The organism is Microbispora amethystogenes (assembly GCF_016863015.1).
Lineage (GTDB): Bacteria > Actinomycetota > Actinomycetes > Streptosporangiales > Streptosporangiaceae > Microbispora > Microbispora amethystogenes.
Genome location: NZ_BOOB01000003.1, coordinates 341,987 through 356,072 on the forward strand (window position 1 = coordinate 341,987; position 14,086 = coordinate 356,072).

Consider the following 14,086-nt stretch of genomic DNA (forward strand, 5'->3'; position numbering starts at 1 on the left):
TTAGATGCTAAGGAGATTGGGGATGGACGGCAAGCCGCGTCCGGAGGCGACGCCCGCGCAGGCCCTGGCCGGCATGGACCAGCTGATCGCGCTCAGCCTGGTCGGGCAGCAGGACATCGCCCAGCGGCTCGGGCTGAACGTCACCGACCTGACCTGCCTCGGCTTCGTCCTGGCGGCGGGGGACGACCCGATCAGCGCGGGCGCGCTCGCCCGCCAGGCCGGTCTCACCACGGGCGCGGTGACCGGTGTGCTGAACCGCCTCGAACGGGCCGGGTACGCGCGCCGGGAGGCGGACCCGGCGGACCGGCGGCGGGTGCGGGTCGTCGCCGACCCGGCCGCCGTCGCCACGGTGACGGCCGTCTACGAGCCCTTCTACCGGCGGCTGAACGAGCTGTTCGCCGGCTACACGCCCGACGAGATCGCCGTACTGTCCGACTGGTTCACCCGCGCGGGCGGCCTCATGCGGACGTACCTGGAGGAGATCCGGCGTGACGAGCACGCCGGCGTGCCCCGCGCCCGGCGCACAAGGAGCCGATGAGGCCGGAGACCGGCGAGGCCCACGATCTCCCGGAGCGCGCAGGCGGTCAGCCGGCCGCTGAGGGCGGGCGGGGCCGGGGGCTCAGAGCTTGCGGACGTGCCAGGCCTCATCGGCGGCGGCCAGCACGCCGTCGAGAGACGCTCCGCCGCCCGCGGCCACGACCGCGGAGACGGCCCCCTCCACGAACGGCACATCCGCGATCACCACCCGGCCGGGGCTCTCCAGCAGCCGGGCGGTCAGCACCGAGCTCCCCAGGTCGGGGATCAGCACGACACCGTCCCCCTGGTCCACCTCCTCGACCGCCGCGCTCACCCGGTCGGGGCTGGTGCCGAGACCGCCGTCCTCGGTGCCTCCGGCCGCCGCCAGCGGCACCTTCGCCCCGCCGATCTGCCTGGCCAGCGCGACCACTTCCGCGGCCAGGCCGCCGCTGTGCGAGATCAGTACGATGCCGACCATTCCTCACTCCTGTGGTCCGTCGTGAACGTGAGCCTGCCGCGCCGGGCACCGCCACCGGTCGCGAGACCGCAGAGAGGCCGGCCACTACTTCCGGCCATCTGAACGTGAGCCGGGCGCGGGGCGCTCACCCTCGGGAGGCGGCGGCCCTGAGCGCGCCGAAGACGAGAGCGGTCGAGGCCGCGCCGGGGTCCTCGTGCCCGACGCTGCGGGGTCCCAGGTAGCTCGCCCTGCCCTTGCGTGCCTGCAGCGGCACCGTGGCCCTGGCCCCCTCCGCCGCCGCCGTGGCCGCCGCCTCCAGGGCCTCCTCCGGCTTCAACCCGTCCCGTACGGCCCGGGACAGCGCCGCGGCGGCGGGAGCGAGGGCGTCGACCATCGTCTTGTCGCCCTCCGCCGCCGAGCCGAGGCGCCGTACGCCGGCCAGGGCCGCGTCCACGCCCGCGCTCAGCTCGGCCGGCGAGATCTCGGGGGCCTCGCCGAACGCCTTGCCCATCTCCCGGAAGGCGGTGCCGTAGAGGGGGCCGGAGGCGCCGCCCACCTTGCGGATCAGCGTGGTTCCCACCAGCACGAGGAGCGCGCCGGGGGTCCGCGGCGGGGCGGCGGCCAGCGCCTCGCCGACGGCGGTGAACCCGCGGTCGAGGTTCGTCCCGTGGTCGGCGTCGCCGATCGCGGCGTCCAGTTCGGTGAGGTGGTCGCGCCCGGCCCGTACGGCGGCGGTGATCTCCTCGATCCAGGCGGCGAAGAACTCGGTGTTCACGAAGCGGCTCCCAGAGCGGATCTTCAGGGCGGATCTCGGGGCGGATCTCAGGACGGGTTCCGGGACGGATCCCGGGGTGATCTCCCAGCGGATCACGGCGTGTCTCCAGGACGCGTTCCGAAGCGGCTCCGGGGCGTACGTCCCCGGCCGGAGGGTGGTCAGCGGCCCCAGCGCAGCGCGGGCGTCTCCACCGGCGAGTCCCACAGCCGGGTGAGCTCGCCGGTCAGCGCGCAGGTCGTCACCATGAACCCCTGCATGTCGAGGCTGGTCACGTAGTTGCCGACCAGGCTGCGCACGACCGTCGCGCCCTTCTCCCGAAGGTACGCCTCCACCTCGGCGAAAACGACGTACAGCTCGATGAGCGGCGTTCCGCCCATGCCGTTGACCATCACCAGCGTCTCGCCGGACGGCGGCAGGTCGTCGCCGATCGCGTCCACCGCGACGCGGGCGATCTCGCGGGCCTCGCCCATCGCGGCGCGGCTGCGGCCGGGCTCGCCGTGGATGCCGATGCCGAGCTCGATCTCCGTCTCGCCGAGCTCGAAGGTGGGCTTACCCGCCGCGGGGACGGTGCAGGGCGTGAGCGCGACGCCGAAGGAGCGGCTCCGCTCGTTGACCTCCCGGGCCACCCGCGCCACCTCGGCGAGGGGCGCGCCGGTCTCCGCCAGCGCGCCGGCGATCTTCTCCACGAACAGCGTGGCCCCGGTGCCCCGGCGGCCCGCCGTGTAGAGGGAGTCGCGCACGGCCACGTCGTCGTTCACCAGCACGGTGGCGACCTCGACGCCCTCGTCGCCGCTGAGCTCGGCGGCCATCTCGAAGTTCAGCACGTCGCCGGTGTAGTTCTTCACGATGTGCAGCACGCCCGCGCCGCCGTCCACGCCCTTGGTGGCCTCGACGAGCTGGTCGGGCACCGGCGAGGTGAAGACCTCTCCGGGGCAGGCCGCGTCGAGCATGCCGTGCCCGACGAACCCGGCGTGCAGGGGCTCGTGCCCGGAGCCGCCGCCGGAGACCAGCCCGACCTTGCCGGGACGGGCACCCTCCGCGCGGAAGACGACGGCGTTCTCCAGGTCCACACGGAGCGAGGGGTGGGCGGCGGCCATGCCGCGCAGCGCGTCGGAGACGAGCGAACCGGCGCTGTTGATCAGCTTCTTCACAGACGTCTCCCTCGTGCTTGCTCGCGAAGTCGCGGGCCCGGCCGGCCCGTTCCCGACCTTCGTCCGGCCGGACCGGCCGCGTCAAGGGGCCCGCGTCCGTACGGCTCCACTTGTGTAAAGAGAGTCATATGGCGTCCGGGGGGGACGGTATAGGAGGATCAGCAGGGGGTGTCCTGACAGTTGGGAGGCGGAATGTCGGTGTTGCGGGATCTGCTGGACGGCATCCGGGGAGGGGGGATCGACGTCCTCGACCTCACCGCGCCGTTGAGCGAGCGGACACCGATCCTCGCCCTGCCGGAACCGTTCGGCCAGACGGTGCCGTTCACGCTTCAGGAGATCAGCCGGTACGACGACCGCGGCCCGGCCTGGTACTGGAACAACTTCACGACCGGCGAGCACACCGGCACGCACTTCGACGCGCCGGTCCACTGGGTGACCGGGCGCGACGGCGAGGATGTGTCGCAGATCGCCCCCGCCCGGCTGATCGCCCCCGCGGTCGTGCTGGACTTCAGCGCGCAGTCGGCGGACGACCCCGACTTCCTGCTGGAGATCGACCACGTCAAGGCGTGGGAGTCCGAGCACGGCCCGCTGCCCGACGGCGGCTGGCTGCTCTACCGCACCGGCTGGGACGTGCGCGCCCACGACCAGGGGGAGTTCCTCAACGCCGACGAGACGGGCCCGCACACGCCCGGCATGTCGGCCGGCTGCGCCCGGTTCCTCGCCGAGGAGACGCCGATCGCGGGCATCGGCGTGGAGACCGTGGGCACCGACGCGGGCGCCGCGCACTCCTTCGACCCCGCGTTCCCCTGTCACTCGTACCTGCTCGGCGCGGGCAAGTACGGCCTGACCCAGCTGCGCAACCTCGACCGGCTGCCGCCGACGGGCGCGGTGGTGATCGCGGGCCCGCTGCCGATCGTCGGCGGCTCGGGCAGCCCGGTCCGCGTGCTGGCGCTGGTGGAGCGATGAACGTCGCGGAGGCCGTCGGCGCGGTCCTCGCCTCCCTCGGCGTGCGGGCGGCTTTCGGCGTCGTCGGCAGCGGCAACTTCCACGTCACCAACGCGCTCGCCGAGCACGGCGTGCGCTACGTCGCGGCGCGGCACGAGTGCGGCGCCGCCACGATGGCCGACGCCTACGCGCGGATGAGCGGCACGGTCACGGTCGTGTCGGTCCACCAGGGGCCCGGCCTGACCAACGCGCTGACCGGCGTCACCGAGGCCGCCAAGAGCCGGACGCCGCTGCTGGTGCTCGCCCCGGAGGTGACCTCGCCCACCTCCAACTTCCGGATCGACCAGGCCGCGCTCGCCGAGGCCGTGGGCGCGCACTGCGCCCGCATCGGGTCGGCCGAGACGGTCCTCGACGACACCGTGATGGCCTTCCTCGCCGCCCTGCTCGGACGGCGCACCGTGGTGCTCAACCTGCCGCTGGACGTGCAGGCCGAGGAGCTCCCCGAGGAGGCCGCCGAGTCTGTACGCGAACTGGTGGCGGGCCGGGGCGGCGCGCACCGCGGCGTGGCGAGCCGCGTCCCCGCGCCCTGGGGGCTCACGTTCCCGCTGGAGCCGCCCCTGGAGACACCGGCGGAGACGCCGGCTGAGGAGGGGGAGCCGGAGGGGCTCGCGGCGGAGCCGTCCGACGCGCTCACCCGGTTCGCGCGGCTGCTGGCCGGGGCGAAGCGCCCGGTCTTCGTGGCCGGGCGGGGCGCGAGGGGCGCCCGGCGCGAACTGGAGGCGCTCGGCGAGCAGGTCGGCGCGCTGTTCGCCACCTCGGCGGTCGCCAAGGGCCACTTCCACGGCAGCCCCTGGAACCTCGACGTCAGCGGCGGGTTCGCCACCCCGCTCGCGAACGAACTGATCCGCGACGCCGATCTGGTCGTCGGGTGGGGGTGCTCGTTCACCATGTGGACCACCCGGCACGGCACGCTCATCGGGCCGGAGGCCGCGGTCGTCCAGGTGGACCTCGATCCCGACGCCCTCGGCGTCCACCGCGAGGTGGACCTCGGGGTGGTCGGCGACGTCCGCGAGACCGCGCGGGCGGTCGCCGCCCTGCTCGCCGGGCCCGGGGGGCGGAGCGAGCCCGCGCCCGGCTACCGCACCCCCGAGATCGCCGCGCGGATCGCCCGCGAGGGGCGCTGGCGCGACGTCCCGTACGAGGACACCAGCGCCGGGGGGCGCATCGACCCCCGCACGCTGACGATCGGACTCGACGACCTGCTCCCGGAGGAGCGCCTGGTGGCCGTCGACTCGGGCAACTTCATGGGGTATCCCTCGATGTTCCTCACCGTGCCCGACGGCAGCGCGTTCTGCTTCACCCAGGCGTTCCAGTCGATCGGGCTGGGCCTCGCCACCGCGATCGGGGCGGCCCTCGCCCGGCCCGACCGCGTGACGGTCGCCGCGCTGGGCGACGGCGGCGCCCTGATGGGCATCGCCGAACTGGAGACGGTCGTCCGGCTCGGCCTGCCGATGATGGTCGTCGTCTACGACGACGAGGAGTACGGCGCGGAGGTGCACCACTTCGCCCCGCACGGGCTCCCGCTCGGCGCCGTCACCTTCCCGCCCGTGGACATCGCCGCCATCGGCCGTGGCTTCGGGTGCGAGGCGGTGACCGTGCGGACGGAGGAGGACCTGGCCGGAGTCGCCGCCTGGTTGAAGGGCCCGCGCGACAAGCCGCTCGTCGTCCACGCGAAGGTCACCGCCGACACGCCCGCGTGGTGGCTGGAGGAGGCGTTCCGCGGCCACTGAGGGGACGACCTCGCCGTACGGGCGGGCGCCGCGCTCCCGGGTGACACGCTCGGGAGAACGGGCGGCCGCGGAAGTTACGCGCGGGTAGGTTACGGTTTCAGGCATGGCTGAGATCGTGTACCCGCCGGTTCTGCGGACCGCCCTGACCGCCTTCAGGCTGCTCGACATCAGGTTCCACATGGAGGGTACGGAGAGGGTCCCGCGCAGCGGTGGCGCGGTCCTGGTGAGCAACCACGTCAGCTACCTCGACTTCGTCTTCGCCGGCTTCGCGGCCCACCCCGCCGGGCGGCTGGTCCGGTTCATGGCGAAGAAGGAGGTCTTCGAGCACCCCGTGTCGGGCCCCCTCATGCGCGGCATGCACCACATCCCGGTGGACCGGTCGGCCGGCGCGGGCGCCTACGACGCCGCCGTACGCGCCCTGAAGGACGGTGAGATCGTCGGGAACTTCGCCGAGGCGACGATCAGCCGGTCGTTCACGCTCAAGGAGATCAAGAGCGGCCCGGTCCGGATGGCGGCCGAGGCCGGTGTGCCGGTGATCCCGGTCGCCCTGTGGGGCGGCCAGCGGCTGTGGACCAAGGGCCGGCCCCGCCGGTTGCTGCAGCGGCACGTCCCGATCACGATCCTGGTCGGCGAGCCCATGCACCCGGGCGCCGGCGCCGACATCGCCGGGCTCACCGCGGACCTGCGGCGGCAGTTGGCGGACCTGCTCGACGAGGCCCAGCGGACCTATCCCGACCGGCCGGAGGGCGTGTGGTGGCAGCCGGTCCATCTCGGCGGCACCGCCCCCACCCCCGAGGAGGCCGCCGCGCTCGACGCCGCCGACCGCTCCCGGCGGAAGTAGCCCCCACAGGGGAGGCTCGCCGTCGCCGAGGGCCGGTGTGACACCGGGGCGCGAGATATGACCGCTTCCGCAACAAGGCTGTTACGTACAAGTCTTGACCGTTGGTCAGGGGGCGAGGATAACTGGCTCGGGGGCCTCGCAACCGTCACCTTGGAGCCGTGCATGAGCATCGTGCCCTCGTCCCCGCTGGTCGGGCGCGCACCCGAGCTGGCGACCCTGATCGACGCGATGACCCGCCCGCCCGCGGTCGTCCTGGTGGAGGGCGAGGCGGGCATCGGCAAGACCCGGCTCGTCCGCGCCGCGCTGGACCGGCTCCCGCGTGGCGACCGCGCCGTCCTGCTCGGCTACTGCCACCAGATCCGCGAGCCCTTCCCGTACGGGCCGGTCTTCGAGGCGCTGCGGGACATCAGGGGACGGCTCCCGGCGCCGCACCGGCTCAACCCGGTCACCGGGGCGCTGCGCGGGCATCTGCCCGAACTGGCCGGCGCGCTGCCGCCGTCGCCGCAGCCGCTGAACGATCCCCGGGCCGAACGGCACCGGGTGTTCCGGGGGATACGCGCCCTGCTGACGGCCGTCGGACCGGCCGTGCTGGTCATCGAGGACCTGCACTGGGCCGACGACGGCACCCGCGACCTGCTGCGGTTCCTCGGCGGCCAGCCGCCCGAGGGCCTCGCGGTCGTGGTCACCCGCAGGCGCGAGGAGGGCAGCCCGCCCGGGCCGCCGCTCGGCCTCGCCTACCGGCACCAGCCGGACACCACGCACCGGGTGGTCCGCCTGGCCCCGCTGGACGCGTCCGGCGTGGGCAGCCTGGCCGGCGCGCTGCTGGAGCGCTCCGACCTGCCGGCCGGGTTCGTCGCGCGGCTGCACGAGCGCACGGCCGGCATCCCGTTCGTGGTGGAGGAGATGGTCCGTTCGCTGCCCGGCGTCGAGGAGCCCGACGCCCTGGAACGTGCCGGTGTGCCCCTGCTGCTGCGCGAGGCCATGGCCGAGCAGATGGCCTGCCTGTCCCCGGCGGCGGTGGGCGCGGTGCAGGCGGCGGCGGTGCTGGGGCTCCCCGCGGACGAGCACCTGATCGCGGCGGTGAGCGGCGACTCCGCCGGGCTCGGCGAGGCGCTGCGCGCCGGGGTGCTGCACGAGCACCCCGGGGGCCGGTACGGCTTCCGCCACGCGCTGGCCCAGCAGGCCGTCTACGACGCCGTTCCCGGACCGGACCGCAGGTCGGCGCACGACCGGGCGATGACCGCGCTCGGGGCGATGGAGTCGCCGCCGCTGGTGCAGCTCGCGTTCCACGCCCGGCACGCCGGGGACACCGCGGCCTGGATCGGCCACGGCACGGCCGCCGCCCGGCAGGCCGCCGCGCTCGGCGACACCGCCCTGGCCGTGGAGGTCATCGAGGGGATGCTCGACGATCCCGGGCTGCCCGCCCCGGCCCGCGGCCCGCTCGCCCTCATGCTGAGCCGGCTCGCCGCGACCGGCCTGTCGCACCAGCGGGTGGTACGGCTGCTGCGTCACCTGCTGCGCGGCGAGTTCCTGTCCGGGGACGTGCGCGGCGAGGTGCGCCTGAACCTCGGCCTGGTGCTGTCCAACCAGGCCGGCGACGTCGCCGCCGGACGGCCGGAGATGATGGCCGCCCTCGCCGAGCTGAGCGACCGCCCGACGCTGGCCGCGCGCGGCTGGGCCAGCATGGCGATGCCGGAGTGGGGCGACGAGCCGGTGTCGGAGCACGCGGGATGGATGGCCCGCGCCGAGGCGCTCGTCGCCGCCGCCGACAACCCCGAGCTCGCGGCGGCGGTGCTGGCCAACCGGGCCTCCTTCGAGATGACGATCGGCTCCGCCGACGCCTTCGCCGTCGCCGCCCGGCTTCCGGTCGCCGACCCCGTCACGGAGGTGCGGCGGGAGGCCGCCCGGGCGTTCTGCAACCTGCACGACTCGGCGACCACCCTGGGGCTCTACGGGGCGGCCGAGAGGTTCGCCCGGGAGGGCAGGCGGCTCGCGCTGGAGACCGGCGCGCAGTATCCCGCCTATCTCGTCGAGGCCTCGACGATCCGCAGGGAGTGGCTCACCGGACGCTGGGACGGGCTCCGCGACCGGGCGGCGTCGCTGGGGGAGCTGGCCACCGAGACCCCTCTGATCGCGGTGGACCTCTGGCTGGTGCTCGGCCTGCTCGCCCTGGCGACCGGCGAGTGGGAGGAGGCCCTCCGGCACCTCCACAACGCGGGGCTGGACGCGCCGGAGTCGCGGCACGCCCCGGTCGTGGCTGCCGCCGCAGGGGGCCTCGTCGACCTGCACCTCGCACGCGGCAGGGCGGACGCCGCGGCCGCGGAGGCCGAGCGGGCGGTCGCCCGGCTGCGCCGCAAGGGCGTCTGGGTGTGGGGCGCGACCCTCGTCCCGTCCGCCGTGACCGCGTTCGCCGCGGCCGGGCGGATGCGGGCGGCGCACGACCTGGCGACCGACTACGCCGGCGGCGTCGCGGGCCGGGTCGCCCCCGCCGCGCACGCCGCGCTCGACGCCGCGCTGGCCGCGCTCGCGTCGGCGGAGGGCCGGCACGCCGACGCCGCCGGGCTGTTCGCCCGCGCCCGCCGGGCGTACGCGGTCCTGCCCCAGCCGTACGCCGCGGCGCGGGCGGCGGAGGGCGAGGCGCGGGCCCGGCTCGCCCTGGGGGACGGCGCCGCGACGCCCGCCCTCAGGGAGACGGCCGAGCGGTACGCCCGCCTCGGCGCGACGCACGACGCCGCCCGCTGCCGCCGGCTGCTGCGCGAGATCGGCGTGGAGGTCCGGCTGCCGGGCGGGCGGGGGAGGAAGGCCGGCGGGCTGTCGCAGCGGGAGAAGGAGGTGGCCCGGCTCGTCGCGCTCGGCCGGACCAACCGGGAGATCGCCGATGTGCTCTTCCTGTCGACGCGCACAGTGGAGACCCACGTCGCCACCGTGCTGCGCAAGCTCGGCGTACGCTCGCGGACCCAGATCGCGCCGCCCGCCTGACCACGTCTTTCGCGGCGGAACGCGAGAACCCCCGGGAACGGCGGGGCCGGTCCCGGGGGTCCTCAAGGCCGTCGCTCAGACGGTGATGCTCCACGAGTCGAGATACCCAGTGTCGAGGGTGTACTGGTCCCTGACCTCCAGGGTCCAGGTGCCCGCGGCGGGCTGGGTGACCGCGACCGAGTAGGTGCGGGTGCCGAACGACGTGCAGCTGACGCCGCCGCTGGACTTGACGGTGTACCAGGTGCCGTTCGGGCCCTGGAGCCTGATCCGCAGGTCCTCGGCGCAGGTGTGCGAGATGGTCACGCTGAGCTGGACCGGGGACACCGCGTTACCGCTCGCGGTCGACGTGATCGGGCTGGTGATCGTCGTGAGGTCGTTGATCGTGTAGTCCGTGCCGTTGGTGAACGTGCGTCCGCCGGAGGTGCCCGACACGGTGAGGGTGTAGGTCGCGGTGTGGCCGCCCGACGAGCCGGTGCCCGTGATGGTCACCGTGTAGGTGCCGGAGGGCGTCGACGCGCTGGTGGCGATGGTCAGGGTGGAGGAGCTACCCGAGGTCACCGACGACGGGCTGAAGGACGCGGTAGCCCCCGACGGAAGCCCGGAGGCGGTGAGGGCGACGGTCTGCGCGCTTCCCGAGGTGGTCGACGTCGAGACGGTCGTGGTGGCCGACGAGCCGGGAGCCACGGTGCCCGCGGTCGGGCTGAGCGACAGGGAGAAGTCGTTGCCCGAGGCGCTGCAGCTCGGCTCGCCCGACTGCACCGGGACGCCGACCGCGTTCCAGGCCGCCTTGGTGGCCGCGCACTCGGCGCTGCTCGCGCCGTACAGCTCGACCGCCGCCGCCAGTGACGCCGACCTGATGCCCGCGTACTTCCAGGTCGAGGTCTTGCGCTGGAGCGCGCCCATGTAGATCTTGCCGGCCTTCTGGATGGAGATGCCGGTCACCGACGAGGGGCCGCCGGAGCAGATCGGGCTGTTCGGCTTGCCGCCGCCCGGCGAGGAGCCCTCGGCCAGCAGGTAGAACCAGTGGTTCAGCGGGCCGGCCGCGGAGTGCACCTCGGTGCTGGGGATCGAGGAGGAGTAGCAGTTGGGGTCGCCGGCGAGCGACGGGTTGTACATGTACCGGATCGGCCCGTCGCCGACGAGGTTGACCAGCTCGCCCACCTGGTAGTCCGGCGCGTCGTTCGGGTTGTTGGCGTACGCCTCGGTGAGGGCGCCGAAGATGTCGCCGGTGGCCTCGTTGATGCCGCCGTTCTCGTTGCCGGAACCGGCGCCGCCGGGGGTGGTCTGGAAGATGGCGTGGCCGAACTCGTGCGCCACCACGTCGATCGAGGTGGCCTGGCGGGCGTTGTCCTGCGAGTGGCCGAAGTTGGTGTAGCTGCCGTTCCAGTACGCGTTGACGTCAGACAGGCCCACACGGGTGGGGAAGCCGCCGCCGCTGCCGTTGATGCCGTTGCGGCCGAGCCAGCTGGAGAGCATGTCCCACTCGCGCTGGACGGCGTAGAGCGCGTCCACGCAGGCGGTCTCGAGGTTCGTCCCGCTGCCGGTGCCCCACGCGTCGTCGGTGCCGGTGTAGGCCGACCCGTTCTGCCCGCCGCACTTGAGGCCGCTGCGGGTGGAGTCGGTCATCGAGTACGACGAGCCGGAGCCGCTGGTGTTGATGGTCACCGTGCCGTAGTAGTAGCCGGTGCCGGTGCCCTCCCTGACCTGGTCGTAGGAGTCGGCGATCTCACCGGTGGCCGCGTCGACGAACACGTGCTGGATGCTCGGATGGCCGGAGGCGAGGCCGGAGACCACGGCCTCCCAGGCCAGGCGCGGCTTGTGGCCCCAGGCCAGGACCACCAGGCGCGGGGCCGCGCTGTCGTCGACCCGGGTCAGCACGGTCTTCGCCGTCTCGGTGGCGCTCTCGGCGCTCACCGACGGCGTGGTCGGCACGCCCAGGGTGGTGGCGCCCGAGGCGGCCGAGGTGTCGCGGACGCGTCCGCTGCCGTCGGCGACCACGACCGCGTCGCCGCCCACCATCGGCAGGCCCTTGTACGTGCGCTCGTAGCTGACGTAGTACATGCCGCCGGCGCCCGCCGTCACGGCGCTGCGCCGGTAGCTCTCGTTGGGGGTCACGCGCAGGTCGTCCAGGCCGCTCGCGACGGCCTGGTCGGCCGCGGCCGCAGCGCGCTGCGCCGGGTCGGCCGCGGCGGACCGCACCAGCTCCTGGCTGCCCGGCGGGGGTTTGGCGGCCGCTTCGGTGGTGGGGGCGGCCAGGCCGGCCAGGGCCAGCGCGGCGGCCGTTGCGAGCAGTGCTCCACGCCTCATGGGCGTCGTCCTTTCTCTGCCTCCCACGCCGCGTCCGCTTGGGTGTGCGGGCGACGGCGGTCGCGCCGCCGGGGGAGAGGCCGGGCGGCGGACACGGTGGGATCGGGGGTGAGGGAGAGAAACGCGTGGTTCCGGGGAAGCGGGGGCGAGGATGGCCCGCCCGCGTCACCCGGAACCTAGGAAGAGGTCACGTCACGGTGCTCCTTGCTCTGTCGTCGCGGCCGGAGTAGGGGTCCGTAGTGGTGGGCCGGGTCCGGCTGGGGGGTGGCGGCCTCTGCCGTGACGCTAAAGCCGTGATCAGTGCCTGAATATCCGTAGAAGTATCCGTACATATACGGAAAAGCCGGGAAAAGCTGAGCATGGTGCGGGAGATGGGCATGGAGGGACACAGCACGCAGCGGTGGGACAGGCGCGGTGCGGAGAGAAGGCACGGTGCGGTGAGAGCGCGCTGAGACCCGCGCGTCCCGGCGGACGTTACTTTCGGACCATGGACCAGATGACCGAGGCGGAGTGGCGCGAGTTCGCGATGGCGGAGACGCGCACGGGCACGCTGGCGATCACCAGGACGGACGGGCGTCCGCACGCGACCCCCGTCTGGTTCGCCCTGGACGGCGGCGACGTGGTCTTCACCACCCACGAGAGCAGCGTCAAGGCCAGGGAACTGCGCCGCGACCCCCGGGCCACCCTCTGCGTGGACGACCAGCGTCCGCCGTACTCGTTCGTGATGATCGAGGGCGAGGCGGCGCTGTCGGACGATCTCGACGAGGTGCGGCGGTGGGCGGCCGAGATCGGCGGCCGTTACCTGGGCGAGGAGCACGCGGAGGAGTGCGGCGAGCGGGGCGGCGTCCCCGGCGCCCTCCTCGTGCGCCTGAGCGTGCGCAAGGTCGTCGCCTACAAGGAGATGGCCGCCTGACCCGCGTCCCTCTGACGCGGTGAGGCCGCGGCGCGGGACGTCCGGTCCCGCGCCGCGGCCTCACGCCGCCCCTAGTTCTCTACTTGTCCCCGGACGGGTCGCCCGTGCCCGGTTCGGCCATACGGCGGTGCATGGCGGCCTTGGCCCGGTCGGGGGTGATCCTGCTCGCCACGCCCTGGACCTTGTTCGTGAACGAACCGGCGATCACCTTGTCGTCGCCCTTCATCAGCGCGTCGAAGCCCTGCCTGGCGACCTCGGCCGGGTCGTCCTTCGGGCCCGCGCCGACCTTCGTGTCCCGCATGCCGGCCCGCTCGAAGAACTCGGTGTCCGTCGGCCCCGGCATGAGCGAGGTGACGGTGACACCCGAGTCCTTCAGCTCGCTCCGGAGCGCCTCCGCGAACGAGTGGAGGAACGCCTTGCTCGCGGCGTACACGGCCTCGAACGGCCCCGGCATGAGCGCGGCGATCGAGGAGGTGAACAGGATCCGTCCGGCGCCCCGCGCGGTCATGGCCGCGACGGCGCGCTTGGCGAGATGGACCGACGAGGTGACGTTCAGCTCGATGAGCCCGAGCTCGGCCTCCAGCGACGTGCCGCGGGTGAACTCGCCGCCCACTCCGACGCCCGCGTTGACCGCCACGGCGTCGAGAGGACGCCCGACCGCGACGGTCTCCGTCCACAGCCGCTCGACCTCGTCGTACCGCGTGAGGTCGGCGCGCACCGCGATCACCTGCCCGCCGTACTCCCGCAGCGACTCGGCGGCGCCCGCCAGCTCGTCGTCCTCCGCGGTGACCACCACGTCGAACCCGTGCTGGGCGAACTGCCTGGCGAGCTCGTAACCGATGCCACTGGAGGCGCCCGTCACGAGGGCGAGCTGCCTGTCCGGGGTCGTCATCTGTCCTCCTTCGTTGGTGTCCCGCCCGCCCGGCGCATCACGCCGACCGCGAGCGCGAGCGTGGCGCCGTACACGACATGGGCCGCAGCCATGACGGCCGGACGGCCGCGCGCGGGGTCGCGCGAGGCCGGCGGCAGGATGTTCAGCGCGGGCACCCAGCCCTGGTAGGCGCCCAGCCAGACCAGCAGGGCGTAGCCCACCCCGAACCGCACCGTGGGCCTCCGGTTCCCGGTCAGCACGCCGAAGGCCGCGCCGGTCGCGGCGCCGAAGCCCAGGTGCGCGAGGGCGCCGAGGGACCTCTCTCCGCGCTTGGGCCGGTGCCGGTGGCCCGGCAGGGCCGCTCTGACGATGTGCCGGGGCGGCTGGCCCGGCATCAGCCCGGCCCGCTGCCCGGCGAGCATGACCGCGCTCATCGTGAGCGTGGCCAGCGCGCCGGCCGCGGCGCCCCGGGCGAGTCGGCGTATCACGGAGTCTCCTTTCCGGGGTGTGTCACGGGGTGTGCCACAAGGGTGTGGCGAAG

At 74.1% G+C, this 14,086-nt stretch carries 12 protein-coding genes; 6 read left to right on the top strand and 6 right to left on the bottom strand.

Features of this window, described 5'->3' with window-relative positions:
- The first annotated feature begins 22 nt into the window (after positions 1–22).
- Positions 23–538: a MarR family winged helix-turn-helix transcriptional regulator gene (locus Mam01_RS02720; protein ID WP_204283845.1), complete on the top strand. Its 516-nt coding sequence runs from the start codon at positions 23–25 to the stop codon at positions 536–538.
- A gap of 81 nt (positions 539–619) precedes the next feature.
- On the opposite strand, the gene dhaM is transcribed toward Mam01_RS02720, so the two are convergent.
- The 3 genes from dhaM to dhaK form a co-directional block, all read right to left on the bottom strand.
- Entirely contained in the window at positions 620–994 is a 375-nt protein-coding gene (gene dhaM / locus Mam01_RS02725; RefSeq protein WP_204283847.1) for a dihydroxyacetone kinase phosphoryl donor subunit DhaM, read from the bottom strand.
- 124 nt (positions 995–1,118) lie between these two features.
- Complete coding sequence (dhaL, locus tag Mam01_RS02730; RefSeq protein ID WP_204283849.1) at positions 1,119–1,748, bottom strand: dihydroxyacetone kinase subunit DhaL; 630 nt, start codon at positions 1,746–1,748, stop codon at positions 1,119–1,121.
- A 158-nt stretch (positions 1,749–1,906) separates the two neighbouring features.
- Positions 1,907–2,899, bottom strand: a complete 993-nt coding sequence (gene dhaK, locus Mam01_RS02735; protein WP_204283851.1) for a dihydroxyacetone kinase subunit DhaK — start codon at positions 2,897–2,899, stop codon at positions 1,907–1,909.
- A 192-nt stretch (positions 2,900–3,091) separates the two neighbouring features.
- On the opposite strand from dhaK, the gene Mam01_RS02740 reads away from it, so the two are divergent.
- From Mam01_RS02740 to Mam01_RS02755, 4 genes are all read left to right on the top strand, one after another.
- Positions 3,092–3,865, top strand: a complete 774-nt coding sequence (locus tag Mam01_RS02740; RefSeq protein WP_204283853.1) for a cyclase family protein — start codon at positions 3,092–3,094, stop codon at positions 3,863–3,865.
- A complete protein-coding gene (locus Mam01_RS02745) occupies positions 3,862–5,634 on the top strand; it encodes a thiamine pyrophosphate-binding protein (protein WP_204283855.1) in 1,773 nt (590 codons plus the stop codon). Before Mam01_RS02740 ends, Mam01_RS02745 begins: the two co-directional genes overlap by 4 nt.
- Positions 5,635–5,737: 103 nt before the next feature.
- Complete coding sequence (locus Mam01_RS02750; protein WP_204283857.1) at positions 5,738–6,475, top strand: lysophospholipid acyltransferase family protein; 738 nt, start codon at positions 5,738–5,740, stop codon at positions 6,473–6,475.
- A gap of 162 nt (positions 6,476–6,637) precedes the next feature.
- On the top strand, positions 6,638–9,454 hold the full coding sequence (locus Mam01_RS02755) for an ATP-binding protein (protein WP_204283860.1): 2,817 nt from the start codon (positions 6,638–6,640) through the stop codon (positions 9,452–9,454).
- A gap of 75 nt (positions 9,455–9,529) precedes the next feature.
- Here Mam01_RS02755 and Mam01_RS02760 read toward each other — a convergent pair whose 3' ends face one another.
- Positions 9,530–11,761: a M4 family metallopeptidase gene (locus Mam01_RS02760; protein WP_204283862.1), complete on the bottom strand. Its 2,232-nt coding sequence runs from the start codon at positions 11,759–11,761 to the stop codon at positions 9,530–9,532.
- A 487-nt stretch (positions 11,762–12,248) separates the two neighbouring features.
- Here Mam01_RS02760 and Mam01_RS02765 point away from each other — a divergent pair, with 487 nt between their 5' ends.
- Positions 12,249–12,674, top strand: a complete 426-nt coding sequence (locus Mam01_RS02765) for a PPOX class F420-dependent oxidoreductase (RefSeq protein WP_204283864.1) — start codon at positions 12,249–12,251, stop codon at positions 12,672–12,674.
- Positions 12,675–12,753: 79 nt separating this feature from the next.
- Here Mam01_RS02765 and Mam01_RS02770 read toward each other — a convergent pair whose 3' ends face one another.
- Both Mam01_RS02770 and Mam01_RS02775 read right to left on the bottom strand, forming a co-directional pair.
- Complete coding sequence (locus tag Mam01_RS02770) at positions 12,754–13,566, bottom strand: SDR family NAD(P)-dependent oxidoreductase (RefSeq protein WP_204283866.1); 813 nt, start codon at positions 13,564–13,566, stop codon at positions 12,754–12,756.
- Complete coding sequence (locus Mam01_RS02775; RefSeq protein WP_204283868.1) at positions 13,563–14,033, bottom strand: DUF6789 family protein; 471 nt, start codon at positions 14,031–14,033, stop codon at positions 13,563–13,565. Before Mam01_RS02775 ends, Mam01_RS02770 begins: the two co-directional genes overlap by 4 nt.
- Between the last annotated feature and the right edge of the window lie 53 nt (positions 14,034–14,086).

Excerpts from the sequence above, each read along its gene's own strand:
- Mam01_RS02720 (WP_204283845.1), top strand. The coding sequence starts at position 23 with ATGGACGGCAAGCCGCGTCCGGAGGCGACGCCCGCGCAGGCCCTGGCC.
- dhaM (WP_204283847.1), bottom strand. The coding sequence starts at position 994 with ATGGTCGGCATCGTACTGATCTCGCACAGCGGCGGCCTGGCCGCGGAA.
- Mam01_RS02740 (WP_204283853.1), top strand. The coding sequence starts at position 3,092 with ATGTCGGTGTTGCGGGATCTGCTGGACGGCATCCGGGGAGGGGGGATC.
- Mam01_RS02745 (WP_204283855.1), top strand. The coding sequence starts at position 3,862 with ATGAACGTCGCGGAGGCCGTCGGCGCGGTCCTCGCCTCCCTCGGCGTG.
- Mam01_RS02750 (WP_204283857.1), top strand. The coding sequence starts at position 5,738 with ATGGCTGAGATCGTGTACCCGCCGGTTCTGCGGACCGCCCTGACCGCC.
- Mam01_RS02755 (WP_204283860.1), top strand. The coding sequence starts at position 6,638 with ATGAGCATCGTGCCCTCGTCCCCGCTGGTCGGGCGCGCACCCGAGCTG.
- Mam01_RS02760 (WP_204283862.1), bottom strand. The coding sequence starts at position 11,761 with ATGAGGCGTGGAGCACTGCTCGCAACGGCCGCCGCGCTGGCCCTGGCC.
- Mam01_RS02765 (WP_204283864.1), top strand. The coding sequence starts at position 12,249 with ATGGACCAGATGACCGAGGCGGAGTGGCGCGAGTTCGCGATGGCGGAG.
- Mam01_RS02770 (WP_204283866.1), bottom strand. The coding sequence starts at position 13,566 with ATGACGACCCCGGACAGGCAGCTCGCCCTCGTGACGGGCGCCTCCAGT.